The 23,279-nt window shown below is 59.3% G+C and carries 20 protein-coding genes, 1 rRNA gene and 1 pseudogene; 14 read left to right on the top strand and 8 right to left on the bottom strand.

Annotated features, from left to right (window positions below):
• The first annotated feature begins 71 nt into the window (after window positions 1-71).
• Window positions 72-187: ribosomal RNA gene (rrf, locus tag AC1D2Q_RS25435) — 5S ribosomal RNA — on the top strand.
• 241 nt (window positions 188-428) lie between these two features.
• Window positions 429-2,321: a penicillin-binding protein 2 gene (mrdA, locus tag AC1D2Q_RS25440; protein ID WP_477814961.1), complete on the top strand. Its 1,893-nt coding sequence runs from the start codon at window positions 429-431 to the stop codon at window positions 2,319-2,321.
• An 11-nt stretch (window positions 2,322-2,332) separates the two neighbouring features.
• On the opposite strand, the gene AC1D2Q_RS25445 is transcribed toward mrdA, so the two are convergent.
• Window positions 2,333-3,292, bottom strand: a complete 960-nt coding sequence (locus AC1D2Q_RS25445) for a LysR family transcriptional regulator (RefSeq protein WP_477814962.1) — start codon at window positions 3,290-3,292, stop codon at window positions 2,333-2,335.
• A gap of 121 nt (window positions 3,293-3,413) precedes the next feature.
• Between AC1D2Q_RS25445 and AC1D2Q_RS25450 the strand changes: the two genes are divergently transcribed.
• Window positions 3,414-4,169 (top strand): class II aldolase/adducin family protein, encoded by a 756-nt coding sequence (locus AC1D2Q_RS25450; RefSeq protein ID WP_477814963.1) that lies wholly within the window; start codon window positions 3,414-3,416, stop codon window positions 4,167-4,169.
• A gap of 228 nt (window positions 4,170-4,397) precedes the next feature.
• Here AC1D2Q_RS25450 and AC1D2Q_RS25455 read toward each other — a convergent pair whose 3' ends face one another.
• From AC1D2Q_RS25455 to mfd, 3 genes are read right to left on the bottom strand one after another with little or no spacing between them, the layout of a single operon-like run.
• On the bottom strand, window positions 4,398-7,088 hold the full coding sequence (locus AC1D2Q_RS25455; RefSeq protein ID WP_477814964.1) for an SNF2-related protein: 2,691 nt from the start codon (window positions 7,086-7,088) through the stop codon (window positions 4,398-4,400).
• An 11-nt stretch (window positions 7,089-7,099) separates the two neighbouring features.
• Window positions 7,100-7,678 carry a CsiV family protein gene (locus AC1D2Q_RS25460; protein WP_477814965.1) on the bottom strand — a complete coding sequence of 193 codons (579 nt, stop codon included), beginning with the start codon at window positions 7,676-7,678 and terminating at the stop codon, window positions 7,100-7,102.
• A gap of 10 nt (window positions 7,679-7,688) precedes the next feature.
• The gene (gene mfd, locus AC1D2Q_RS25465; protein ID WP_258672933.1) at window positions 7,689-11,138 is read right to left on the bottom strand and encodes a transcription-repair coupling factor; all 3,450 of its coding nucleotides are present in this window, start codon (window positions 11,136-11,138) and stop codon (window positions 7,689-7,691) included.
• Between the two features lie 354 nt (window positions 11,139-11,492).
• Between mfd and AC1D2Q_RS25470 the strand changes: the two genes are divergently transcribed.
• Window positions 11,493-12,956, top strand: coding sequence for a glyceraldehyde-3-phosphate dehydrogenase (locus AC1D2Q_RS25470; protein WP_477814966.1), 1,464 nt, complete (start codon window positions 11,493-11,495; stop codon window positions 12,954-12,956).
• Window positions 12,957-13,056: 100 nt separating this feature from the next.
• Here the strand turns inward: AC1D2Q_RS25470 and AC1D2Q_RS25475 are convergent, their stop codons facing one another.
• The 3 genes and pseudogenes from AC1D2Q_RS25475 to AC1D2Q_RS25485 form a co-directional block, all read right to left on the bottom strand.
• Window positions 13,057-13,746 carry an endonuclease gene (locus AC1D2Q_RS25475; protein ID WP_477814967.1) on the bottom strand — a complete coding sequence of 230 codons (690 nt, stop codon included), beginning with the start codon at window positions 13,744-13,746 and terminating at the stop codon, window positions 13,057-13,059.
• A gap of 4 nt (window positions 13,747-13,750) precedes the next feature.
• Window positions 13,751-14,020, bottom strand: coding sequence for a DUF1654 domain-containing protein (locus AC1D2Q_RS25480; RefSeq protein ID WP_477814968.1), 270 nt, complete (start codon window positions 14,018-14,020; stop codon window positions 13,751-13,753).
• 73 nt (window positions 14,021-14,093) lie between these two features.
• Window positions 14,094-14,357: pseudogene (locus AC1D2Q_RS25485) on the bottom strand (asparaginase domain-containing protein); the annotation flags it as partial.
• Between the two features lie 90 nt (window positions 14,358-14,447).
• On the opposite strand from AC1D2Q_RS25485, the gene AC1D2Q_RS25490 reads away from it, so the two are divergent.
• From AC1D2Q_RS25490 to AC1D2Q_RS25525, 8 genes are all read left to right on the top strand, one after another.
• Window positions 14,448-14,900 (top strand): hypothetical protein, encoded by a 453-nt coding sequence (locus AC1D2Q_RS25490; RefSeq protein WP_477814969.1) that lies wholly within the window; start codon window positions 14,448-14,450, stop codon window positions 14,898-14,900.
• Between the two features lie 172 nt (window positions 14,901-15,072).
• The gene (locus AC1D2Q_RS25495; protein WP_019582837.1) at window positions 15,073-16,029 is read left to right on the top strand and encodes a sugar ABC transporter substrate-binding protein; all 957 of its coding nucleotides are present in this window, start codon (window positions 15,073-15,075) and stop codon (window positions 16,027-16,029) included.
• Window positions 16,030-16,085: 56 nt separating this feature from the next.
• The gene (locus tag AC1D2Q_RS25500; RefSeq protein ID WP_477814970.1) at window positions 16,086-17,639 is read left to right on the top strand and encodes a sugar ABC transporter ATP-binding protein; all 1,554 of its coding nucleotides are present in this window, start codon (window positions 16,086-16,088) and stop codon (window positions 17,637-17,639) included.
• Complete coding sequence (locus AC1D2Q_RS25505) at window positions 17,636-18,613, top strand: ABC transporter permease (protein WP_477814971.1); 978 nt, start codon at window positions 17,636-17,638, stop codon at window positions 18,611-18,613. Before AC1D2Q_RS25500 ends, AC1D2Q_RS25505 begins: the two co-directional genes overlap by 4 nt.
• 3 nt (window positions 18,614-18,616) lie before the next feature.
• Window positions 18,617-19,636, top strand: coding sequence for a LacI family DNA-binding transcriptional regulator (locus AC1D2Q_RS25510; protein WP_477814972.1), 1,020 nt, complete (start codon window positions 18,617-18,619; stop codon window positions 19,634-19,636).
• A 59-nt stretch (window positions 19,637-19,695) separates the two neighbouring features.
• The gene (gene rbsK, locus AC1D2Q_RS25515) at window positions 19,696-20,613 is read left to right on the top strand and encodes a ribokinase (protein ID WP_477814973.1); all 918 of its coding nucleotides are present in this window, start codon (window positions 19,696-19,698) and stop codon (window positions 20,611-20,613) included.
• Window positions 20,610-21,014, top strand: a complete 405-nt coding sequence (gene rbsD, locus AC1D2Q_RS25520) for a D-ribose pyranase (protein ID WP_019582833.1) — start codon at window positions 20,610-20,612, stop codon at window positions 21,012-21,014. The genes rbsK and rbsD overlap by 4 nt, the downstream gene beginning before the upstream one ends.
• A 33-nt stretch (window positions 21,015-21,047) precedes the next feature.
• Window positions 21,048-22,076 (top strand): nucleoside hydrolase, encoded by a 1,029-nt coding sequence (locus tag AC1D2Q_RS25525; protein ID WP_477814974.1) that lies wholly within the window; start codon window positions 21,048-21,050, stop codon window positions 22,074-22,076.
• A gap of 38 nt (window positions 22,077-22,114) precedes the next feature.
• Here the strand turns inward: AC1D2Q_RS25525 and AC1D2Q_RS25530 are convergent, their stop codons facing one another.
• On the bottom strand, window positions 22,115-22,327 hold the full coding sequence (locus AC1D2Q_RS25530; protein ID WP_305409703.1) for a hypothetical protein: 213 nt from the start codon (window positions 22,325-22,327) through the stop codon (window positions 22,115-22,117).
• 132 nt (window positions 22,328-22,459) lie between these two features.
• On the opposite strand from AC1D2Q_RS25530, the gene AC1D2Q_RS25535 reads away from it, so the two are divergent.
• Together AC1D2Q_RS25535 and AC1D2Q_RS25540 are read left to right on the top strand one after the other, a co-directional pair.
• Complete coding sequence (locus AC1D2Q_RS25535) at window positions 22,460-22,765, top strand: hypothetical protein (RefSeq protein WP_477814975.1); 306 nt, start codon at window positions 22,460-22,462, stop codon at window positions 22,763-22,765.
• 165 nt (window positions 22,766-22,930) lie between these two features.
• Entirely contained in the window at window positions 22,931-23,248 is a 318-nt protein-coding gene (locus AC1D2Q_RS25540) for an I78 family peptidase inhibitor (protein WP_477814976.1), read from the top strand.
• Window positions 23,249-23,279 lie beyond the last annotated feature (31 nt).

Genomic DNA, 23,279 nt, shown 5'->3' on the forward strand with positions numbered 1-23,279 from the left:
CACAAAAGCCGCACAAACTATCGCATACCCAATTTGCTGAAGCGTCGAAAGACGGTTCGGTACCCGAATTTCTTGACGACCATAGAGCATTGGAACCACCTGATCCCATCCCGAACTCAGAAGTGAAACGATGCATCGCCGATGGTAGTGTGGGGTTTCCCCATGTGAGAGTAGGTCATCGTCAAGATTAAATTCCGAAACCCCTATCTGCGTATGCAGGTAGGGGTTTTGTTTTGCCCGCAGGAAAGTGCTTTGGCAACAGAGGGCTAGCGGATGGCCATCCCTGGTAACGGTCGCATCGTTCGTGAAACTTCGGCAGAGCGCGCTAAAAACCATGCCGTTTTTGGTATGGTGCAGCTCGTTTCAACGGACTGACTGCAAGCCTACGGATCGGTACTCCCGTTTATAGTCAAAGAGTTGCTGCAGAAATGCCCGAACCGATACCAATCAAGGACCACGAGAAAGAGACGCTCCTGGTCAACAAAAGACTGATGGCCTGCGCCTTGTTCGTCGCCGCCATTACTTGTGCGCTGGTGGTGCGGATGTACGTCCTGCAGGTTGTCGAGTTCGACTATCACTCGACAATCTCCGAAAACAACCGCGTCCATGTCCTGCCGATTACTCCAACTCGTGGGCTGATCTACGACCGCAATGGTGTGGTCCTGGCAGACAACCGGCCCAGCTTCAACCTGACCATCACCCGCGAACGCGCTTCCGATGTCAAACGCGAGCTGGATGAAGTGGTCAACCTCCTGCACCTGCCGGCCGAGGACCGTACGCTGTTCGACAAGGCGATGAAGCAGGCCAGGCACCCCTTCGTCCCGGTCACGCTGTTCTATGAGCTCAGCGAAGAACAGATAGCCGTACTCGCGGTCAACGAGTTCCGTCTGCCCGGAATCGACGTAGAGCCGCAGTTCGTTCGCCACTACCCCATGGGCGCGCACTTTGCGCATTCGATCGGCTACGTCGGTCGCATTAACGAAAAAGAATCCAAAGCCCTGGATACGGTGGAATACCGTGGCACCCAATCCATTGGCAAAACCGGTATCGAGAAATTCTACGAATCAGAATTGCACGGCCAGGTGGGTTATGAAGAAGTCGAAACCAATGCCCAGGGCCGCGTGCTGCGAGTGCTCAAGCACACCGATCCGATCCCTGGCAAAAACATCGTCCTGAGCCTGGACGTCAAACTTCAGGAAGCCGCCGAGGAGGCGTTGGGCGATCGGCGTGGCTCGGTGGTCGCTCTCGATCCGTCGACCGGCGAAGTATTGGCCATGGTCAGCAAGCCAAGCTTCGACCCGAACCTGTTTGTGACGGGCATCAGCTTCAAGGAATACGCGGCACTGCACGACTCCATCGACCGGCCGCTGTTCAACCGCGTGCTGCGCGGGCTCTACGCGCCGGGCTCGACCATCAAGCCGGAAGTGGCGATCGCCGGCCTTGACGCCGGAGTCGTAACCCCGCAGACCCGCGTCTTCGATCCGGGCTATTACCAGTTACCGGATTTTGATCATAAATACCGTAACTGGAATCACAGTGGTGATGGCTGGGTGAACATGGACACGGCGATCATGCGTTCCAACGACACCTACTTCTACGATTTGGCCCATAAGCTGGGCATTGATCGTCTGCACGACTATATGGCGATGTTCGGCCTTGGCGAGAAGGTCTCGCTGGACATGTTCGAAGAGTCTCCCGGGTTGATGCCGTCTCAGGCCTGGAAGCGTGCCACGCGGCGACAGGCGTGGTTCCCCGGCGAGACAGTGATCCTCGGCATTGGCCAGGGTTACATGCAGGTCACTCCTCTGCAGCTGGCACAGGCCACCGCGCTGATCGCCAACAAAGGTGTATGGAACCGGCCGCACCTGGCCAAGACCGTGGATGGCGTCGCGCCGGTGGACGAGCATCCGATGCCGAACATCCTGCTCAAGGATCCGCGTGACTGGGAGCAGGTCAATCACGGCATGCAGATGGTAATGCACGACGCCCGCGGGATTGCCCGAGCGGCGGCGCAGGGCGCGCAGTACCGCATCGCCGGCAAAAGTGGTACCGCGCAAGTGGTGGCGATCAAGCAGGGTGAGCGCTACAACCGGGCGAAAACCCTGGAGCGCAACCGCGACAACGCCTTGTTCGTCGGATTTGCTCCGGCCGAACATCCGCAGATTGTCATCTCGGTGATGATCGAAAATGGCGAGGCCGGTGGTCGCGTCGCCGGTCCCGTGGTGCGGCAGATCATGGATGCCTGGCTACTCGATCAGGACGGCCACCTGAAGCCGCAATACGCCGCGCCGAGCAAAGCCCCGGGCAACCCTCACGTTTAAGGATCAAGGCTTCACAGCACAGGCTCACGAATGCTGAGCATGTGCTGGAAGCTTTCCAGGAACACGGTTTCGGCCTGACTCATCTTCTGTTCGCGATTCCACAACAGCTGGATATCGAAATCCACCACGCCATCTTCCGGCGGCAAACGCCATAGCAATCCTTGCTCGACATCCCTGCGCACCAGATGAGTCGGCAAACACCCAATACCAAACCCTGCGCAGATCAAGCGATAAATCTCTTCGAAACTGGTGGATGAGGCAACGATCTTGCCGGTAAAGCCTTGCTGATCGCGAAACAGTGTCAGGGGTGAAAGATTGCCGCCGAGCTGATCGCTGGTGAAGCTGACGAAGTTCTCTGCGGCGAGCTGCTCCAGGGTCAGATTCTCTTGTCCGAAAAGTCGATGACGCTGCCCGCAAAAATACGCATAGCGCTCGCGAAACATTACCCGCTGTTCCAGTCGCGGCTGCGGTAAACGGCACAATCCGACGCCGATGGTCGCGGTTTTTTGCAGCAGCGAACTGATGATGTTCGAGCTGCCCATCACTTCGACTTCCAGCTCGATTTTCGGGTGGGTTTCATGGAAATCGGCGAGGAATTCATCGTAGTGCCGTGCCTGCACGCCGCTGACCGTGAGGATGCGAATCTTGCCCACCACGTCGTCGTGCCGACTCTCCAGTACCGTCCCCAAGCGCGAAATATCGCCGTAAATGTCCGTCGCAATGCGCAGGACTTCCTCTCCGGTTTCCGTCAGATCGAACCGCCTTCCACTGCGGGCGATCAACACACATTCCAGTTGTTCTTCCAGACGCTTCAACGCCTGGCTAACCGCCGACTGGGTGATGTGCAGTCGCGCGGCAGCCCGACTCATGCTGCCTTCCTGACCGATCACCAGATAAGTGCGCAGCAAGTTCCAGTCGAGACGGTCATTCAGAAAGCGGCGACCAACCCACGGGTTCGAAGTGGACGGCATAAAGATTCCATGTAGTAGCAGTGCTAATAGTAAAGATAAGAATATGAAAATTGACTAATCCTGGCATGGAAGCGATAAAGCTCACAAGCGCCAGAGAGTGCGCTGCTAAAGAGGTGTATTCGTGAGCAAACCTGAGCACATCGGCACGGTTGAATGGCAAGCCCGTTGCGAACTGGCCGCGCTGTATCGCCTGGTCGCGCACTTTCGCATGACCGACCTGATCGACACCCACATTACCCTGCGGATTCCAGGGCCTGAGCATCACTTTCTGATCAACCGCTACGGGGTGATTTTCGACCGCATGCGGGCCTCGGATCTGGTGCGTATCGATCAGAAAGGGCGAGTGGTCGATCCGGCCTACGAAGGTCATCGGGTCAATGCCGCAGGCTTTGTGATTCACTCGGCAATCCACATGGCTCGCCCGGATCTAAACTGTGTGATTCACACCCATACCGCCGCCGGCATGGCCGTCGCCGCGCAGAAGCACGGCTTGTTGCCGATCAGTCAGCACGCGTTGAAGTTCTACGGCAAGTTGGCGTATCACACCTATGAAGGCATTGCCCTGTCGCTGGATGAGCGCGAGCGTCTGATTGCCGATCTGGGGCCACATCGGGCGATGATCCTGCGTAATCACGGCCTGCTGGTCGGCGGCTCCGGCGTGGCCCAGGCATTTCAGGAAATTCACTTCCTGGAGCGTGCCTGTCAGGCACAGGTTCAGGCGCTGGCTGGTGGTTCGGCGCTGCATTACCCGTCTCCGGAAGTCTGTGCGCACACCGCCGAACAGTTTGACCGCGATGAACAGGACAACATCATCGACCTGGCCTGGGAGGCCGCTCTGACCTTGATCGAGTCCCAGCGCGAGTCCTACTTATCGTAAATTCTGTCATCAACACCATGGTTTGCTGTCCCGCGAAGGCGTCAGCACATTCAATATCGGCRTTGACTGAGACACAGCCTTCGCGGGCAAGTCGGGTCGCCGCATCGCTCGCTCCTGCAGGAGGACATGTCCGATTTCAGAAGACCCCTTTCGCGAGCAAGTTCCCGCAGGATTGCTGCTCACCCTGTGGGGGCAAGCTTGCTCGCAATGGCGATCTGACTATCCCTGCTACTTATCAATTTTTTCCGGCAGCGGCGCAAACAACGCCTCGATATCATCGCTCTGCAGCTTCCAGTCCCCGGTCTTGCGCCCATCCAGCACGCCTGCGGCCAGATCGGATTTTTCCTTCTGCAGATGCTGAATCTTCTCTTCCACCGTGCCCCTGGCAATCATCTTGTAGACGAACACCGGCTTCTCCTGACCAATGCGATACGCACGATCCGTCGCCTGATTTTCCGTCGCCGGGTTCCACCAAGGGTCGTAGTGAATCACCGTATCGGCTTCGGTCAGGTTCAGGCCCACACCGCCAGCCTTCAGGCTGATCAGAAAGATCTGACGCTTGCCGCTCTGGAATTCCTTGACTGGCGTGCGTCGGTCACGGGTCTGGCCGGTCAGGATCGCATACGCCACGCCGCGTTTGTTCAGCTCGTCCTCGATCAGCGACAACATTGAGGTGAACTGCGAGAACAGCAGAATCCGCCGACCTTCCTCGAACAGCTCTTCAAGCATTTCCATCAGGCTGTCGAGTTTGCCCGAGGTGCTGCCGCGAGTGGGCAGGGCGGCATCGTTGACCAGGCGCAAATCACAGCACACCTGACGCAGCTTCAGCAGTGCCTCAAGAATGATGATCTGGCTGCGTGCCACGCCTTTGCGGGTGATCTCGTCGCGGACTTTCTTGTCCATGGCCAGGCGCATGGTTTCGTACACATCGCGCTGGGCTTCGTTGAGCTCGACCCAATGGACGATTTCGGTTTTCGGCGGCAGTTCGGTGGCCACCTGTTCTTTGGTCCGGCGCAGCAGGAACGGTTTGATCCGACCGTTCAGGTGTTGAAGTCGTACTTCACTGGCACGCTTTTCTATCGGCACGCGGTAATCGCGGTTGAAGCTTTTCACGTCACCGAGCCAACCCGGCAGCAGGAAGTGGAACAGCGACCACAGCTCGCCCAAGTGGTTTTCCAGCGGCGTGCCACTCAGGCACAGGCGTTGGCGAGCATTCAGCTCGCGGGCGGCATGGGCGGCCTTGCTGTTGGGGTTCTTGATGTACTGCGCTTCATCCAGCACCAGTACGTGCAACGGCTGCGCGGCCAGGCGTTCGACGTCCTTGGGCAGCAGCGCATAGGTGGTCAGGATCAGGTCGTAATCGGCCAGATTATCGAAATGCTTTTTGCGACTGACGCCGTACAGCGCCAGCACTTTGAGCTGCGGCGTGAAATGCGCCGCTTCGTCGAGCCAGTTCGGAATCAGGCTGGTGGGCATGACCACCATGCACGGCCGATCGAGGCGCCCGGCATTCTTCTCGCTGAGAATGTGCGCCAGGGTCTGTAGGGTTTTGCCCAGGCCCATGTCGTCCGCGAGAATCCCGCCGACTTCCAGTTGTCGCAACGACTGCATCCAGCTCAGGCCTTCGAGCTGATACGGGCGCAAGGTGGCATTCAGGCCTTCGGGCGCTGCGGCGGTGTGGTCCTTGATGTCGCGCAGGCGCTGGGCAAAGGTGCGGATCTGCTCGCCACCTTCCCAGAGCAGCGGCAGGCCTTCCAGCGGGTTCAATCGCGTGGCGTCGGCCTTGCTCAGGCGCAGCGTGGTTTCGCCGGGCTCTTGCAGGTAAAACTCGCCAAGGGTGGCCAGCACTGGTTTCAAGCGGCCGAAGGGCAGGGCGACCTGCAACGGGCCCTGGTCGGTGCTGCGACGTTGTGGAATGTTCACCAGGATCAGTTCGTCGTCGCGACGTCGGGCGAGCCGTTCCGGATTGAGGATTTCGGTGTGGGAGCGCATCAGGTTCAACAGGATCGGCAGCAGGCTCAGGCGTTCGCCGTTGACGATGATCCCCAGTTCCAGGTCGAACCAGTCGCGCTCCGGTGCCTGCTCGACGGTGGCGTACCAGTCGTCCACGGCGGTCAGGTCGAAGCCGAAATCCTCGTCGATCTGCAACTCCCAGCCTTGGGTGCGCAACTTCGGCAGCTCATTGAGGGTGAAGGTCAGCCAGGCGCTGTCGTTGACCATCTCGTAGAGTTCGCCGGCACTTTCCGGCAAGGCCTTGCTTTGTCGGGTGGCGACTTTGAAACCGAGGATCCGCAGCTGCTCCCTGTAGGTCTGTTCGACTTCCGGGTGACGTTTTATCCGCAGCGTCTGTGTTTCCTGACGAATCAGGATGTCAGCGTTTTTCTGTCCGCTGACGTATTCGTCCAGATAGCTGAAGGACAGCGCCGCGCGATGCTGAATGTAACGCTGCATTTTGCCGTTGCGCGGTTCGAAGGCGCTGAACTCGATGCTCGCCAGCCACAGGCGCGGCACCGGTTGCACGTTGTCCACCAGCACTTGCGGCGGCGCTTTCGGGCTACGGTTTTCCAATACGGCTTGAAGTTTTTCCAGCAGTTCGGCGTCTTTCGCGGCGGCCGGATACGCGAGGGTTTCCTGCACTTGCAGTAGCACCGCTGCGCAGTGTTTGCAGTTGCTGTGAACCGGGCAGGTGCACGTGGCGTCGATCATCAGCAAGGTGCCTTTGGCCGACTCGCGCAGGCGAATGGTCTGACGGTAAACGTTACCGCCAGAGCCTTCGCAACTGGCGGTGATGGTGGCGTCGCCGACTTCGACGATCCTGACGCGGTTCTCCAGTGCGTAGCGGCGGCCACGCTCCAGGCTCTGTTCCTTGAATCGGCTGACCCAGGATGTTGCCAGGGGTTTGCTCAGGGTCGCGGACATAAGGCCTTCAATCAGTCCGGAATTTCATCGGGGACTGGCCGAGGCGCAGGGGCGGTCAGCGAGGTGATCTTGATCAACAGGCCCAGGTGGCCATTGTCGAGGAAGTTCAGCAGGCCGTTCTTGGTGTGGCTTTCCTGCTTCAGGCGTTCGCTGGCGGTGACCATGCCGTTGGCGTCAATCTGATTGACCCAGAAGTCGGCGTCGACGTCAGTGAAACGCCCCAGTTTCAGGTTCAACGTGCCCTCGATCGGGAATTGGCCAAACTGTTCCTTGCCCTCGCTGATCGCAATTTTGCTGGTTTCTTCACCCAGGTTCTGTTGCCAGGCCTTGTGCAGCAACACCGTGTATTCGTTGCTGGCGGTGAGTTTTTCCACTTCGGCATTCAGGCTTGGCGTGCGAAAGCTGTCGGGGCTGATGCGTTGGGCACCGGCAGCCCAGTCTTCTGGCGCGGCGCGGCTGACGATGGCAGGCACGGCGTTTTGCCGTACCAGAATCATTTCAACCTGATACAGATCATCGGCAAACGCGGTCGAGGCGAGCAGCGACATCAACAACGTCATCAACAAGGTCAGTGAGCGAAACAGGCGCATGCGGCGTCCTTCAAGCAGTGGTCGGAATGAGGCGCTCGAATAGCGCCTCTACAGTATTAAAGCGTTCTTCCGGGCGCTCCATAGGCACGAGGAATTTGAACATCGTGGCGCCTTCGAACTTGTAGCGTTTGGGCTGGCTCTGGATCAGTTTGATCAGCGTCAGCGGGTCGACCGGGGTCTGTGCCGCGAACTCGATGCGACCGCCTTGCGGGCCGCCGTCGACTTTCTTGATGCCCAGCTGTTCGGCTTGCAATTTCAGCGCCGTGATCCGCACCAGGTTCTTGGTCGGTTCCGGCAACAGGCCGAAGCGGTCGATCATCTCCACTTGCAGGTCCTTGAGGCCTTCCTCATCGGTGGCCGAGGCAATGCGTTTGTAGAGAATCAGTCGGGCATGAACGTCCGGCAGGTAGTCTTCTGGAATCAACGCCGGTACACGCAGATTGACTTCCGGGCCGCCACCCAGCGGTTGATCGAGGTTCGGTTGTTCGCCTTTACGGATCGACTTCACCGCGCGCTCGAGCATTTCCATGTACAGCGTGAAGCCCACGGCCTGGATCTGCCCGCTCTGGCCGTCGCCCAGCAGTTCGCCGGCGCCACGGATTTCCAGGTCGTTGGTGGCGAGCACGAAGCCCGCGCCGAGGTCCTGGGTATTAGCGATCGCTTCCAGGCGTTTTTCCGCGTCGGGAGTGATTTGCTGGCGCGGCGGTGTCAGCAGGTAAGCATACGCCTGGTGGTGGCTGCGACCGACCCGGCCACGCAACTGGTGTAGCTGCGCCAGACCGAACTTGTCAGCACGCTCGATGATGATGGTGTTGGCGCTCGGTACGTCGATGCCGGTCTCGATGATGGTCGAGGCGATCAGCACGTTGAAGCGCTTGTGATAGAAGTCGCTCATCACCTGTTCGAGTTCACGTTCGCGCATTTGCCCGTGGCCGATGCCGATCCGCGCTTCCGGCACCAGTTCGGCGAGGTCGGCGGCGCATTTCTCGATGGTCTTCACGTCATTGTGCAGGTAGTAGACCTGGCCGCCACGCAGCAACTCACGCAGCAGGGCCTCTTTGACCGTGCTCTTGTTCTGCTCCATGACGAAGGTACGTACCGACAAGCGACGGGCCGGCGGTGTGGCGATGATCGACAGGTCGCGCATGCCCGACACCGCCATGTTCAGCGTGCGCGGAATCGGCGTTGCGGTCAGTGTCAGGATGTCGACTTCACTGCGCAGTGCCTTGAGCTGTTCTTTCTGACGGACACCGAAACGGTGCTCTTCGTCGATGATCACCAGCCCCAGGTTTTTGATTTTTACGTCGTCTTGCAGCAGTTTGTGCGTGCCGATGACGATGTCGATCTTGCCTTCGGCCAGGTCCGCAACCGCGGCGTTCACTTCCTTGGCCGACTTGAAGCGGCTCATCACTTCCACGGTTACCGGCCAGTCGGCAAAGCGGTCGCGGAAGCTGTTGTAGTGTTGCTGGGCGAGCAGGGTGGTCGGCACCAGAATCGCCACCTGACGACCGCCGTGCACCGCGATGAACGCCGCGCGCATGGCCACTTCGGTCTTGCCGAAACCGACGTCGCCGCAGACCAGCCGATCCATCGGTTTGGGCGCGAGCATGTCTTCGCGCACCGCTTCGATGGTGGTTTGCTGGTCCGGGGTTTCTTCGAACGGGAAACCGGCGCTGAAGGTCGCGTAATCGGCTTTGGGGTCGGCGAAGGCATAACCCTCGCGAGCGGCGCGGCGGGCATAGATATCGAGCAACTCGGCGGCCACATCGCGCACCTGTTCGGCGGCTTTGCGCTTGGCTTTCTGCCAGGTCTCGGAACCGAGGCGGTGCAGCGGGGCCAAGGCATCGTCGCTGCCGGTGTAGCGAGCGATCAGGTGCAGGTTGGCCACCGGCACGTACAGCTTGGCGCCTTCGGCGTATTCGAGGGTCAGGAACTCGGCGGCCTGGTTGTCGATTTCCAGGATCGTCAGCCCCAGATAACGCCCGACACCATGATCGATGTGCACCACCGGCGCACCTTCGCGCAGCTCGGTGAGGTTTTTGATCACCGCATCGTTGTTCGCGTCGGCGCGTTTCTCGCGGCGACGGCGCTGCATCACGCGCTGACCGAACAATGGACTTTCGGCAACCAGAGCCAGGGCTGGGTCGTCCAGCAACAGGCCTTCGTCGAGCGGGGCAATGGTGATCGCCAAGCGCTCTTTGCTAGCGACAAAGTCCGGCCAGCTGTCGACGGTTTTCGGTCGCAGCTTCAAGCGTTCGAGCAATTCCAGCAGCACTTCACGACGGCCCGCGGACTCGGCGGTAAACAGCACGCGGCCGGGGAATTCGTCGAGGAAACTGGCCAGCGCCGCCAACGGCTGAGTGGCCTTGGCTTCGATGGCCAGGTTCGGCAGCGGCTGAGCCGGGAAGCGCTCGCGGCCGACGCCGGTTTCGACGTCCTGTTGGCTGGCCACCACACGAGGCCAGCTCTTCAGGCGCGCAAAGCAGTCTTCCACCGGCAAGAACAGCTCGGCCGGTGGCAATAAAGGACGGGATGGGTCGACGCGACGCTCTTCATAGCGATTGCGCACATCGTTCCAGAAGTTCTCCGCCGCCTGTTCGATGCCCGGCAGGGAAAACACTTGCGTGTCCTGGGGCAGGTAATCGAACAGGGTGGAGGTTTCCTCGAAGAACAGTGGCAGGTAGTACTCGATGCCCGCCGGCGTAATCCCGCTGCTCAAATCCTGGAAAATCGGGCAGCGACGGAAGTCGACATCGAAGCGCTCGCGAAACCGCGCCTTGAAGCGGGTCACGGCTTCTTTCTGCAGCGGGAATTCCTTGGCCGGTAACAGCTTGACCGAGTCGACCTTGTCGATGGAACGCTGGTTTTCCGGGTCGAAAGTGCGCAGGGTTTCGATTTCGTCGTCGAACAGGTCGATGCGATAAGGCAACTTGCTGCCCATCGGGAACAGGTCGATCAGCGAGCCGCGCACAGTAAATTCGCCATGCTCGTAAACGGTATCGACGTAGCGATAACCGGTGGCTTCAAGCCGGGTGCGCATCTGCTCGACATCGAGTTTCTGGCCGACATCCAGCACCAGGCTGCTGCCGAGCAGGAATTTGGTCGGCGCCAGACGGTGCAGGGCAGTGGTGATCGGCACCACCAGCACGCCATGCACCAGTTCCGGCAGCCGATACAGGCTGGCGATACGCTGCGAGATGATGTCCTGGTGCGGCGAGAACAGGTCGTAGGGCAGGGTTTCCCAGTCCGGGAAGTGCAGAACAGGCAAATCCGGGGCGAAGAAACTCAGCTCCTGTTCCAGCCGTTCGGCACTCTGGCTGTCGGCGGTCAGTAGCAGGGTAAAGCGCTTGGCAGCGCTGGCGGCCTCGGCGATGGCCAGGCTCAAGGCGGCACCGGGCAGGTTGCCCCAGTGCTGTTTACCTGCCGCGGCAGGGAGAAGCGGTAGACGCAGAACGGGCACGGAAGGTTGAGCTCCAAGCGTTGCGACAAAGTCGGTAATTGTAACGGTCTCGGGTGCCGGCTGTCAGTTGCAGACTGTGTCTATATACACAGGTTGAGCAAAATGTAGTGGTAATGACAAAAACTGGCGATTTAATACTGGAAATGTAGTGCCAAAACCGCTCGGTGTTACGGATGGTTACGGACACTGTGGCGTGATCGTCGAAAAATTGACTGTGCTGAAAGCCCCGTATTTACTGGGCTGGCGCGGGGCGTGATTTTTTTGAACGGAATTTTGTTACCGCTCGTGCGACAGGCGCGCATTGCTACGGGAGGCGCTCGGCGGCATAATGTAGCCCCTTTTTTCTGCCCCTACATGTGGAAGGTTCCCGTGACTCAGAAGCCCGACCAGTGTCTTGGTGAATGGATCGACCGTGAAGCACTCGCAGAAGCGATGATTCCGCTTATCGGTCAGCTCTACCGCAATAACAACGTGGTGAGCTCGATCTATGGCCGCAGTCTGATCAACCAGTCTGTCATCGCGATTCTCAAAGCTCACCGCTTTGCTCGCCATCGCCAGTCCGATGACAGCGAATTGTCCGTCCACGAAACATTCCCGCTGCTCAAGGCAATGAGCGAGCTCAAGCTCGGCGCTGCTTCGGTAGATCTGGGCAAGTTGGCCGTCAAGTTCAAGGCCGAAGGCAATGGCCGTACCGCTGAAGCGTTCGTCCGTGACGAGCTGGCTGATGTGGTCGGCAAGCAGAATGGTTCCGGTCGTACCGGCACCGACGTTGTCCTGTACGGCTTCGGTCGTATCGGTCGTCTTCTGGCGCGCATCCTGATCGAGAAAACCGGTGGTGGCGACGGCCTGCGTCTGCGCGCCATCGTTGTCCGCAAGGGCGCCGAGAACGATCTGGTCAAGCGTGCCAGCCTGCTGCGTCGCGACTCGGTGCACGGTTCGTTCAATGGCACCATCACCATTGATGAAGCCAACAACACCATCACCGCCAACGGCAACCTGATCCAGGTTATCTACGCGAAGAACCCGACTGAAGTGGACTACACCCAGTACGGCATCAAAAACGCGTTGCTGGTGGACAACACCGGTGTATGGCGTGACGCCGACGGCCTGGGCCAGCACCTGACCTGCCCGGGTATCGATCGCGTTGTTCTGACCGCGCCTGGCAAAGGCAAGCTGAAGAACATCGTTCACGGCATCAACCACGGTGAAATCACCGCTGACGACAAGATCGTTTCTGCCGCTTCCTGCACCACCAATGCCATCGTGCCGGTGCTGAAAGCTGTCAACGACAAGTTCGGCATCGTCAACGGTCACGTTGAAACGGTTCACTCGTACACCAACGACCAGAACCTGATCGACAACTTCCACAAAGGTGATCGTCGTGGCCGTAGCGCCGCGTTGAACATGGTGATCACCGAGACCGGTGCTGCCACTGCTGCCGCCAAGGCGCTGCCTGAACTGGCTGGCAAGCTGACCGGTAACGCGATTCGCGTTCCGACGCCAAACGTGTCGATGGCCATTCTCAACCTGAACCTTGAGAAAGCCACCACCCGTGAAGAGATGAACGAGTACCTGCGCTACATGGCGCTGCACTCCGATCTGCATAAGCAAATCGACTTCGTCAACTCGCAGGAAGTGGTTTCCACCGACTTCGTGGGCTCGCGCCACGCAGGCGTAGTGGACGCTGAAGCGACCATCTGCAACGACAACCGCGTTGTTCTGTACGTTTGGTACGACAACGAATTCGGTTACAGCTGCCAGGTAGTTCGCGTGATGGAAGACATGGCCGGTGTAAACCCGCCAGCATTCCCGCGCTAAGCCTTAGCCGCACATGAAAACGCCCCGACTTCGGTCGGGGCGTTTTTGTTTGTGCGCCCGGCGAGGGCGCAATCTGCCAGGAGAAGGTCCAGGCAGCCGGTTAGCCGCAGGCCTTCATGTCTACTGGCCCGACAAACTCATTGCCACGGCCCATCACACACGCCACGCTCTGGTTGCGCTGACGTTCCCAGGCCTGAACCGGGTAGGTCTTGTTCCAGGCTTCGTACAATTGCCGATCCTGTTTCGACAGGCGCAAGCCGTACTGCTTGCTCATGTAGAAATACGTTCGGGCGATCATGCCGCGAATGGAAGGCCGGGGCATGACCTTCTTCGCCTTGAAGTCGATCTGAGTCAGGCATGAGCCATATTGACCCGACTGCACGGGCAGCCAGCCGAAACTGAAATTGCTCCGATCGCCATTCACCTCGCCAATGCTGGGCACCAGATTGTGCAGGTCGGCCTCAGCTTTTTGATAGGTCGGGTCGTAGCGCGTGCAGTTCTTGCGACCTCCTTGTTGCCAGCACTGACGCTGATGGCCGATCTGCCAGGCCGGGACAATGTGTTCCCACTCGATGCGCGAGGCGCGCTTGGCGTTTTTGCGTGGCACATAACCACAGGCGTCGAGGTTCACACGGTTGCCGGTGTATTTGCAGCCGCAATAAAACTCGGTGGATTGCGGAGCGTACAACTTCCAGGCGACTTTCTTGGCTTCGTTGAAGGTGCGTGGGGCGCCGGCCTGGGCGCCAAGGGTGATGAGCAGAAGCAGCAAAGCAAACCAGCGGACGCTCATTGACTCAATCTTCCTTCGGCACAACCCAGAAAATCTGCACGCCGCCATCGTCGCGATGGGCGAGGGTGACGTTGTCGTTCTCGTCGATTTCTTCGAGCAAACGCTCCCACTCATCCACGGGCTCGTCCGGAAGACGGAAGATCAGTGCAGCTTTGGCTTTCTGGGCGGTGGGGGAATTGATGATTTTCTGAACGCGCATACCCAGGCGTTCGTAAGCGTCAGGAGAGGCGGAGGTAGTGGCCACGGAGTTATCCTTATTAAGCTGTACGTACATACAGTATTTAACTGTAGGCAATTTCGCAACTGCTTAAAATTCAAGAAAATCCTCTGACAGTGGTTTTTTCCGTTTGGTGTAGGGCGAATTCCGAGTCCATGGTGTGACGCTTGGCCGGCAGGCGGAACCAGTAGGATTTGCCTTCGACCACCATGCCCAACGGGCCCCAGGCACTTTTGAACGCCTCGGTCTTGATGTTGATCATTTTGCTGACATCGCGACCCGACTGGATTTCATCGTTCATGGTCACCAATACACCTTTGCCGCGCGCGTCTTTGCTGCTGGCCACGGCGACGGCGTTGTACAGGTTCAGCATGCCGTCGGCCGACATGGCGGTGTGGTCGCCTTGCAAAATCGAAAATCGGTGCTAAAGAAAACCCCGCGCAGGTCGATGCTCCTTTAAAGGATCTTTTTTTCAGGAGTTCACATGTCGTTTACTGTCGGTTTTGCAAATGCAGGTGCAATCACTATCGGGGGCAAATCCCCGGCGACCATCAGCGACTTGAGTGAAGCAACATCCGACGCCTCGGCCCAGGCGCTGGGCGAAGAGCAGGGCGACGACAACCAGGTCAGAACCGGTGGCGGCGCGGCGGCTCAGAGCGAAAGCAAATCCGAGAAAACCAGCAGTCAGAGTATTGCGGTGCAGGTATTGCTCAAGCGCATGCAGGAACTGCAGCAGCAACTGCGCGAACAGCAACAACAACTGGCGGCCGCTCAGGCAGCGAATTATCCAACCCCGGAAGCCAAGGCCACCGCTGTCATGACGATCCAGGGGCAAATCGCCGATACCAGTGCTGCGCTCGCGCAAGTGACAGGCAATCTGGTCAAGGAGCTGGCCAAGGATTCCAGCAGCGGCGGTCTGGTCAACACCACGGCGTGAGGCAAAACGGGTTGGCTTTTGCCAGTCGAGACACAGAACAGGTCGTTGACAAATCTCGGCAGGGTTCGCATAGTTCGGTCTACGCAAACGTTTGCGCGGTCGCCGTCGATGGGTTGATCCATTGATCCAGCGCAAGCGTTGCTAAGAATAATCATAAGATCGGAGTAAACCCATGAAGCTGCCATTCGCTGGACGTCTTCTCGCTGTCGCTATGCTGGCTGCCGCATCCGCCGCGTTGCCTGTCTCTTCGGCATTCGCCGCAACCCCTGAAAAACCTAAAGTCGCGCTGGTCATGAAATCCTTGGCCAACGAGTTCTTCCTGACCATGGAAGACGGCGCCAAGGCCTACCAGAAAGACCACTCCGGCGACTTCGAGCTGATCTCCAACGGCATCAAGGACGAAACGGACACGGCCGGCCAGACGCGCATCGTCGAGCAAATGATCCTGTCCAAGGTCAACGCACTGGTTATCGCTCCGGCAGACTCCAAGGCCATGGTCCCGGTCATCAAGAAAGCAGTCGATGCCGGTATCACCGTGATCAACATCGATAACCAGCTGGACCCGGCTGTCGTCAAAAGCAAAAACATCACCGTTCCATTCGTAGGCCCGGACAACCGCAAAGGCGCGCGTCTGGTGGGTGAATACCTGGCCAAGCAGCTGAAGGCCGGTGACGAAGTCGGCATCATCGAAGGCGTTTCCACCACCACCAACGCCCAGCAGCGCACTGCCGGCTTCAAGGATGCGATGGAAGCGGCGCAGATCAAGGTCGTGTCCCTGCAGTCCGGCGATTGGGAAATCGACAAGGGCGGTAAAGTGGCCTCGTCGATGCTCAGCGAATACCCGAACATCAAGGCATTGTTGGCTGGCAACGACAGCATGGCGGTCGGCGCGGTCTCTGCCGTGCGTGCCGCCGGTAAGGCCGGCAAGGTGCAAGTGGTCGGTTACGACAACATCAATGCGATCAAGCCAATGCTCAAGGACGGTCGCGTCCTGGCCACCGCCGACCAGTTTGCTGCCCGGCAAGCAGTGTTCGGCATCGAGACCGCGCTGAAAATCATCAAAGGCGAGAAAGTCGATAGCGGCGCCAACGGCGTCATCGAAACTCCGGTAGAGCTGGTTACCAAGTAGTCTTTCTGGCGACACAACGGTGCTCGCCCCTTGGGGCGGGCGCATGGAGAGTTTTTATGTCAGTTTCTGCCCCGAACGCTGTCCTCTCGGTCAGCGGTATCGGTAAGACCTACGCTCAACCTGTCCTGACCGGCATCGACCTGACGCTGATGCGCGGCGAAGTGCTGGCGCTGACCGGCGAGAATGGCGCCGGCAAAAGTACGCTGTCGAAAATCATTGGCGGGCTGGTCACGCCGACCACCGGCCAGATGCAATTCCAGGGTCAGGATTACTGTCCCGGCAGCCGCAGCCAGGCCGAAAAGCTGGGCGTGCGCATGGTCATGCAAGAACTCAATCTGTTGCCGACATTGTCGGTGGCGGAAAACCTGTTCCTCGACAACCTGCCCAGCCTCGGTGGCTGGATCAGCCGCAAGCAACTTCGCAGGGCGGCGATCGAGGCCATGGCCCAGGTCGGCCTCGACGCCATCGATCCGGACACCCTGGTCGGTGAGCTGGGTATCGGTCACCAGCAGATGGTGGAAATCGCCCGCAACCTGATCGGTGATTGCCACGTGCTGATCCTCGACGAGCCGACCGCGATGCTGACGGCCCGTGAAGTCGAAATGCTGTTCGAACAGATCACTCGCCTGCAGGCGCGCGGCGTGTCGATCATCTACATTTCCCACCGCCTCGAAGAGCTGGCACGGGTGGCCCAGCGCATCGCGGTATTGCGCGACGGCAACCTGGTCTGTGTCGAGCCGATGGCCAATTACAACAGCGAGCAACTGGTCACCCTGATGGTCGGCCGTGAGCTGGGCGAGCACATCGACATGGGCCCGCGCAATATCGGTGCTCCGGCCTTGACGGTCAAAGGGCTGACCCGTTCCGACAAGGTTCGCGATGTGTCCTTCGAGGTGCGCGCCGGCGAGATCTTCGGGATCTCCGGTTTGATCGGGGCTGGGCGCACCGAGTTGCTGCGCCTGATCTTCGGCGCCGATACAGCTGACAGCGGCACCGTCGCGCTGGGGTCGCCGGCTCAGGTGGTGGATATTCGTTCGCCGGCCGACGCGGTCGGTCATGGCATCGCGCTGATCACCGAAGATCGCAAGGGCGAAGGCCTGCTGCTGACGCAATCGATCAGCGCCAACATTGCCCTGGGCAATATGCCGGTGATTTCCAGCGGCGGCTTCGTCAACAACGGTGACGAGATGTCGCTGGCCCAGCGTCAGATCGACGCCATGCGCATTCGCAGCTCCAGCCCGACGCAATTGGTCTCGGAATTGTCCGGCGGCAATCAGCAGAAAGTGGTGATCGGCCGTTGGCTCGAACGCGACTGCACGGTGATGCTGTTCGACGAGCCGACCCGAGGCATCGACGTCGGCGCCAAGTTCGACATCTATACATTGCTCGGTGAGTTGACCCGTCAGGGCAAAGCACTGGTGGTGGTGTCCAGCGACCTGCGCGAACTGATGCTGATCTGTGACCGCATTGGCGTGCTGTCGGCAGGGCGTCTGATCGACACCTTCGAGCGTGACAGCTGGACCCAGGATGATTTGCTTGCCGCCGCGTTCGCCGGCTACCAAAAACGTGATGCGTTGCTCAACGAAGCAGCGCCTAGGGATCTTCCATGAATACTGCAACTCTGGTCGGCAAACGTAGTGGCAATTTTTACGGCCTCGGCACTTACCTGGGCCTGGCCGGTGCCTTGCTGGCGATGGTCGCGCTGTTCTCTGTGTTGAGCAGCCATTTCCTGTCTTACGACACCTTCAGCACCCTGGCCAACCAGATTCCCGATCTGATGGTGCTGGCGGTCGGCATGACCTTCGTATTGATCATCGGCGGAATCGATTTGTCGGTGGGTTCGGTGCTGGCGCTGGCGGCGTCGACGGTCAGCGTGGCGATTCTCGGCTGGGGCTGGAGCGTGCTGCCGGCGGCGTTGTTGGGAATGGGCGCCGCGGCACTGGCGGGCACCATCACCGGTTCGATTACCGTGGCCTGGCGGATTCCGTCATTCATCGTGTCCCTCGGTGTGCTGGAAATGGCGCGGGGCCTGGCGTACCAGATGACCGGTTCGCGCACCGCCTACATCGGTGATGCCTTCGCCTGGCTGTCCAATCCGATCGCGTTCGGCATCTCGCCGTCGTTCATCATTGCCTTGCTGATTATCTTCATCGCTCAGGCTGTGCTGACGCGTACAGTGTTCGGTCGTTACCTGATCGGCATCGGCACCAACGAAGAGGYGGTACGTCTGGCGGGGATCAATCCGAAGCCCTACAAGATCCTGGTGTTCAGCCTGATGGGGCTGTTGGCCGGTATCGCTGCGTTGTTTCAGATTTCTCGCCTGGAAGCGGCGGACCCGAATGCCGGCTCCGGTCTGGAGCTGCAAGTGATCGCTGCGGTGGTGATCGGCGGCACCAGCCTGATGGGCGGGCGCGGTTCGGTGATCAGCACCTTCTTCGGTGTGTTGATCATTTCGGTACTGGCGGCGGGTCTTGCGCAGATCGGCGCGACCGAGCCAACCAAACGCATCATTACCGGCGCGGTTATCGTGGTGGCGGTGGTGCTCGATACCTATCGCAGTCAGCGCGCAAGCCGGCGGACCTGAGTCATGGCAACGATCAAGGATGTAGCGGCACTCGCGGGCATTTCCTACACCACGGTTTCCCACGTGGTGAACAAGACGCGGCCGGTCAGTGAAGAAGTGCGGATCAAGGTCGAGGCAGCGATCAAAAGCCTCGACTACGTGCCCAGCGCCGTGGCTCGCTCGTTGAAGGCGAAAACCACCGCGACCATCGGCCTGCTGGTGCCCAACAGCCTCAACCCGTACTTCGCTGAGCTGGCCCGTGGCATCGAGGATTACTGCGAGCGCAATGGCTATTGCGTCATTCTCTGCAATTCCGACGACAACCTGGACAAGCAGCGCAGCTACCTTCGCGTGCTGTTGGAAAAACGCATCGACGGCTTGATCGTAGCGTCTGCCGGTGGTGACAGCAGCTTGGCCGAAGGCCTGACGGGCGTGCGTACGCCGATGGTGATCGTCGACCGTGACCTGGAGGGTGTCGATGCGGACCTGGTGCGCATCGATCACGAATACGGTGCCTATCTGGCGACCCGGCACTTACTGGAGTTGGGGCATCGGGACATCGCCACGATTGGCGGACCGGCGAGTACCAGCGTGGCGCAGATGCGTCTGGCCGGTTATTGCCGGGCGTTGAAAGAGGCGGGCGTCGAGGTGCCGCGTGAGCGCATGCTGGAAAGCGACTTCACCAGCACCGGCGGTTACAACGCCGCCGCAATCCTGCTGGAAAAGAACCCACCCAGCGCGATCTTCGCCGGCAACGACATGATCGGCATCGGTGTGTTGCGTGCCGCTGCCGAGCGCAATATTCGTGTACCCACCGAGCTGTCGGTGATTGGCTTCGACGATATCCAGATGAGCCGTTACGTCTATCCGGCGCTGACCACCGTGGGCCAGTCAATCCTGCAGCTTGGCGAGATGGCGGCCGAGGTGCTGTTGCGCAGGATCGCCACGCCGGATCTGGCGACCGATCAGCGCATCGTGACGCCCAGTATTGTCCTGCGGGAATCGACCGCGCCGCTGGCCGGTGTGTTTGCCCAATATCGCTGAGCCGAAAGCACCGCCAAACAAAAAAGCACCGCTGAAATCGAATTGATGAGTAAAGATGTATGCCAGCAAAAGTAGTGGTAATAGGCAGCCTGAACATGGACCTGGTGACCCGGGCGCCACGGCTGCCCCGTGGTGGTGAAACGCTGATCGGCCAGTCATTTGCCACGGTTTCCGGCGGCAAGGGCGCGAACCAGGCCGTGGCCGCGGCGCGGCTGGGAGCGCAGGTGTCGATGGTCGGTTGTGTCGGCAGCGATGCTTATGGCGAAGCGCTGCGTGGAGCGCTGTTGGCCGAGCGGATCGATTGCCAGGCCGTCAGTACGGTCGAGGATTCCAGCGGTGTAGCGTTGATCGTGGTCGATGACAACAGTCAGAACGCGATCGTGATTGTTGCCGGTGCCAACGGCGCGCTGACCCCTGAGGTGATCGACCGTTTCGACAACGTATTGCAGACGGCGGATGTCATCATCTGTCAGCTGGAAGTGCCGGATGCCACAGTCGGCCATGCTTTGAAACGCGGTCGTGAGTTGGGCAAGACCGTGATCCTCAATCCGGCACCGGCCAGTCGCCCGTTACCGGCGGATTGGTATGCGGCCATCGATTACCTGATTCCCAACGAAAGCGAAGCCTCGGCCTTGAGCGGTTTGCCGGTGGATTCCCTGAGCACTGCCGAAGCCGCCGCGACCCGCTTGATCGCCATGGGCGCCGGTAAGGTGATCATCACCCTTGGCGCTCAGGGATCGCTGTTCGCCAATGGCGCACGCTTCGAGCATTTCCCGGCGCCGAAAGTGAAGGCAGTCGACACCACCGCGGCCGGCGACACGTTTGTCGGTGGTTTCGCCGCGGCGCTGGCGGCCGGCAAAAGCGAGGCCGAGGCGATTCGTTTCGGTCAGGTCGCCGCTGCGCTGTCGGTCACCCGGGCTGGCGCGCAACCTTCGATTCCTACCTTGTCCGACGTACAGGCGTTTAAAGCACCATGAAAAAGACACCTTTGCTCAACGTCGCGTTGTCGCGGCTGATCGCATCCCTGGGTCATGGCGACACCGTTGTGATCGGCGATGCCGGCTTGCCAGTACCGCCCGGCGTCGAGTTGATTGACCTGGCCTTGACCCACGGCATTCCGGATTTCATCAGTACCTTGAAGGTCGTGCTCAGCGAAATGCAGGTCGAAAGCCATGTGCTGGCCCATGAGATTCTGGACAAAAAGCCGTCGGCCTTGAGCACGCTGGATGAACTGAATGCCGACGGTGCGCTGGGCCGTCGCGAACTGCTCAGTCATGACCAATTCAAAGCGCTCAGCCGACAGGCACGGGCGATTGTTCGTACAGGCGAATGTCAGCCGTACTGCAACATCATTTTAGTGGCTGGCGTAACGTTCTAACTTTCCGTTCTTCCCATGCACAAGGAGTGCGCTATGCACCGCTATGCTCAGAAACTGCATCACCTGCTTCGGAGTCTGCTGCTTTTGTCCCTGATTACCGCAACAAGCGCCTACGCGGCGGAAAAGATCGACTTGATCATCGACACCGATCCGGGTGCCGACGACGTGGTCGCCTTGCTGTTTGCCCTGGCCTCGCCGGAAGAGTTGAACATTCGTGCGCTGACCACCGTCGCTGGCAACGTGCGTCTGGACAAGACCTCGCGTAATGCGCGTCTGGCCCGTGAATGGGCAGGGCGTGAGGAGGTGCCGGTGTACGCGGGCGCGCCGAAACCGCTGATGCGCACGCCGATCTATGCCGAAAACATCCACGGCAAGGAAGGTCTGTCGGGTGTCACCGTGCATGAGCCGAAGAAAGGCCTGGCCGAAGGCAATGCAGTCAACTACCTGATCGATACCCTGAAGGCCGCCAAACCCCACAGCATCACCATCGCCATGCTTGGCCCGCAGACCAACCTGGCCCTGGCGCTGATCCAGGAACCTGAAATCGTTCAGGGCATCAAGGAAGTGGTGATCATGGGCGGTGCGCATTTCAATGGCGGCAACATCACCCCAGTGGCCGAGTTCAACCTGTTTGCCGACCCACAGGCGGCGGAAGTGGTGCTGAAGAGTGGCGTCAAGCTGACCTATCTGCCGCTGGATGTGACCCACAAGATCCTTACCAGTGACGCGCGCCTGAAGCAGATCGCCGCACTGAACAACAATGCCAGCAAGCTGGTGGGCGATATTCTCAATGAATACGTCAAGGGCGACATGGAGCACTACGGCATTCCGGGTGGCCCGGTGCATGACGCCACGGTCATTGCTTACCTGCTCAAGCCGGAACTGTTTACCGGTCGTTCGGTAAACGTGGTGGTCGACAGTCGTGAAGGGCCGACCTTCGGTCAGACCATTGTCGACTGGTATGACGGCCTGAAGGCTCCGAAGAATGCCTTCTGGGTTGAAAATGGCGACGCCCAGGGCTTCTTCGACCTGCTGACCCAGCGCCTGGCTCGCTTGAAGTAAGCCATAGACCCGCAGGTGACAGCCTGCGGGGTTTTCCGCTACTCGGTATCCGTTGCGCTCATGCCCTTATAGTCGACGGAGTACTTCTCGAGAACCTGGGTTATGAAGGTCTGGGCGGCCTGCGTTCCCAATTCCTTGACCAGCAAATCGATACCAATGATTGCCAGCTCTTCCGGACTGCCCGGGCTGTAAGAGCTGTGGCCTTGTGGCCACTTGATTGTGATATTGGCGTCGATGCTTACGGTGGTCATGATGGCGCTCGTGAAGTCGGGAAAGTCTGAGTGTCGAGTTAACCATTTTGCAGGACGTTTGGCACTCCGACTTAGGCATCAGGGGAGGGCTATGCGACACTTGGTCTTTGATGAATTTTCAAGGATTGTGCTGTGCAGATCGATTTGAACACTCCTGACGGCTTGACCCTCGAAGCAGTGCGTCAGCTACTGGCCTCTGCCAGCGACGATGAGCACACCCAGTTGCGGGTCACCAAGGGCGGCATCGCCTACATTTCGTCGGGTGTCGTGGGCGGTACTGAGATCGACGGGCTGCGGTTTCGCCTGGAAACATGGGCCAAGGGCTCGGGTTATGTCGGATTAGTCGCGGCCAGTGATGAGGTGTGGGTCATGCAGATCTTCAATGCGCTGAAAGACAACTGGCCGAATCCGCCGTTCGACTACATCGATGTCTACTGAACGCTGTTCATATTCAGTCACGATTGCGGGATGAACGCTAGGGCGATGCTCAGGCAAACTCGCCACTCGTCCAGATCGAGGGCAGCGTGATAGCGCCCGCCTTGAAACCAAACACCAAAATGGCGGTCGCACAATCTCTGCTTAATTACTGAAAAAGGAGGCTTCATGCCTTGGAAGCTCGCGTCATTGGGTACGTTGTTGGCCGCCACTCTTCTGACCGGTTGCAGCAGTACGTCCACCGAGTCGGCAAAGGACCCTGTGGCGACCGATACCGGCCACAGCCGTTGTGAAGCAAAGGCTGCCGAATTCGCCATTGGCAAAAAGGCTTCGCCCGAATTGCTGGAGCAGGCACGTACCCGTGCAGGCGCGCAGAATGCCCGGTTCCTCAAGCCTGATGACATGGTGACCCTGGAATACCGCTCCGATCGCTTGAACCTGAACACCGACAGCAATCTGGTGGTTACCCGTGTCAACTGCGGCTGATTGCTTCAGGTTTTTGTTTCACCCATAAAAA

Source organism: Pseudomonas sp. P1_A1 (assembly GCF_056406935.1).

Bases quoted from the DNA above. Each gene is read 5' to 3' on its own strand.
- mrdA (WP_477814961.1), top strand. From the start codon at position 429: ATGCCCGAACCGATACCAATCAAGGACCACGAGAAAGAGACGCTCCTG.
- AC1D2Q_RS25445 (WP_477814962.1), bottom strand. From the start codon at position 3,292: ATGCCGTCCACTTCGAACCCGTGGGTTGGTCGCCGCTTTCTGAATGAC.
- AC1D2Q_RS25455 (WP_477814964.1), bottom strand. From the start codon at position 7,088: ATGTCCGCGACCCTGAGCAAACCCCTGGCAACATCCTGGGTCAGCCGA.
- AC1D2Q_RS25460 (WP_477814965.1), bottom strand. From the start codon at position 7,678: ATGCGCCTGTTTCGCTCACTGACCTTGTTGATGACGTTGTTGATGTCG.
- AC1D2Q_RS25470 (WP_477814966.1), top strand. From the start codon at position 11,493: ATGTGGAAGGTTCCCGTGACTCAGAAGCCCGACCAGTGTCTTGGTGAA.
- AC1D2Q_RS25475 (WP_477814967.1), bottom strand. From the start codon at position 13,746: ATGAGCGTCCGCTGGTTTGCTTTGCTGCTTCTGCTCATCACCCTTGGC.
- AC1D2Q_RS25480 (WP_477814968.1), bottom strand. From the start codon at position 14,020: ATGTACGTACAGCTTAATAAGGATAACTCCGTGGCCACTACCTCCGCC.
- AC1D2Q_RS25490 (WP_477814969.1), top strand. From the start codon at position 14,448: ATGTCGTTTACTGTCGGTTTTGCAAATGCAGGTGCAATCACTATCGGG.
- AC1D2Q_RS25495 (WP_019582837.1), top strand. From the start codon at position 15,073: ATGAAGCTGCCATTCGCTGGACGTCTTCTCGCTGTCGCTATGCTGGCT.
- AC1D2Q_RS25500 (WP_477814970.1), top strand. From the start codon at position 16,086: ATGTCAGTTTCTGCCCCGAACGCTGTCCTCTCGGTCAGCGGTATCGGT.
- AC1D2Q_RS25510 (WP_477814972.1), top strand. From the start codon at position 18,617: ATGGCAACGATCAAGGATGTAGCGGCACTCGCGGGCATTTCCTACACC.
- rbsK (WP_477814973.1), top strand. From the start codon at position 19,696: ATGCCAGCAAAAGTAGTGGTAATAGGCAGCCTGAACATGGACCTGGTG.
- rbsD (WP_019582833.1), top strand. From the start codon at position 20,610: ATGAAAAAGACACCTTTGCTCAACGTCGCGTTGTCGCGGCTGATCGCA.
- AC1D2Q_RS25525 (WP_477814974.1), top strand. From the start codon at position 21,048: ATGCACCGCTATGCTCAGAAACTGCATCACCTGCTTCGGAGTCTGCTG.
- AC1D2Q_RS25530 (WP_305409703.1), bottom strand. From the start codon at position 22,327: ATGACCACCGTAAGCATCGACGCCAATATCACAATCAAGTGGCCACAA.
- AC1D2Q_RS25540 (WP_477814976.1), top strand. From the start codon at position 22,931: ATGCCTTGGAAGCTCGCGTCATTGGGTACGTTGTTGGCCGCCACTCTT.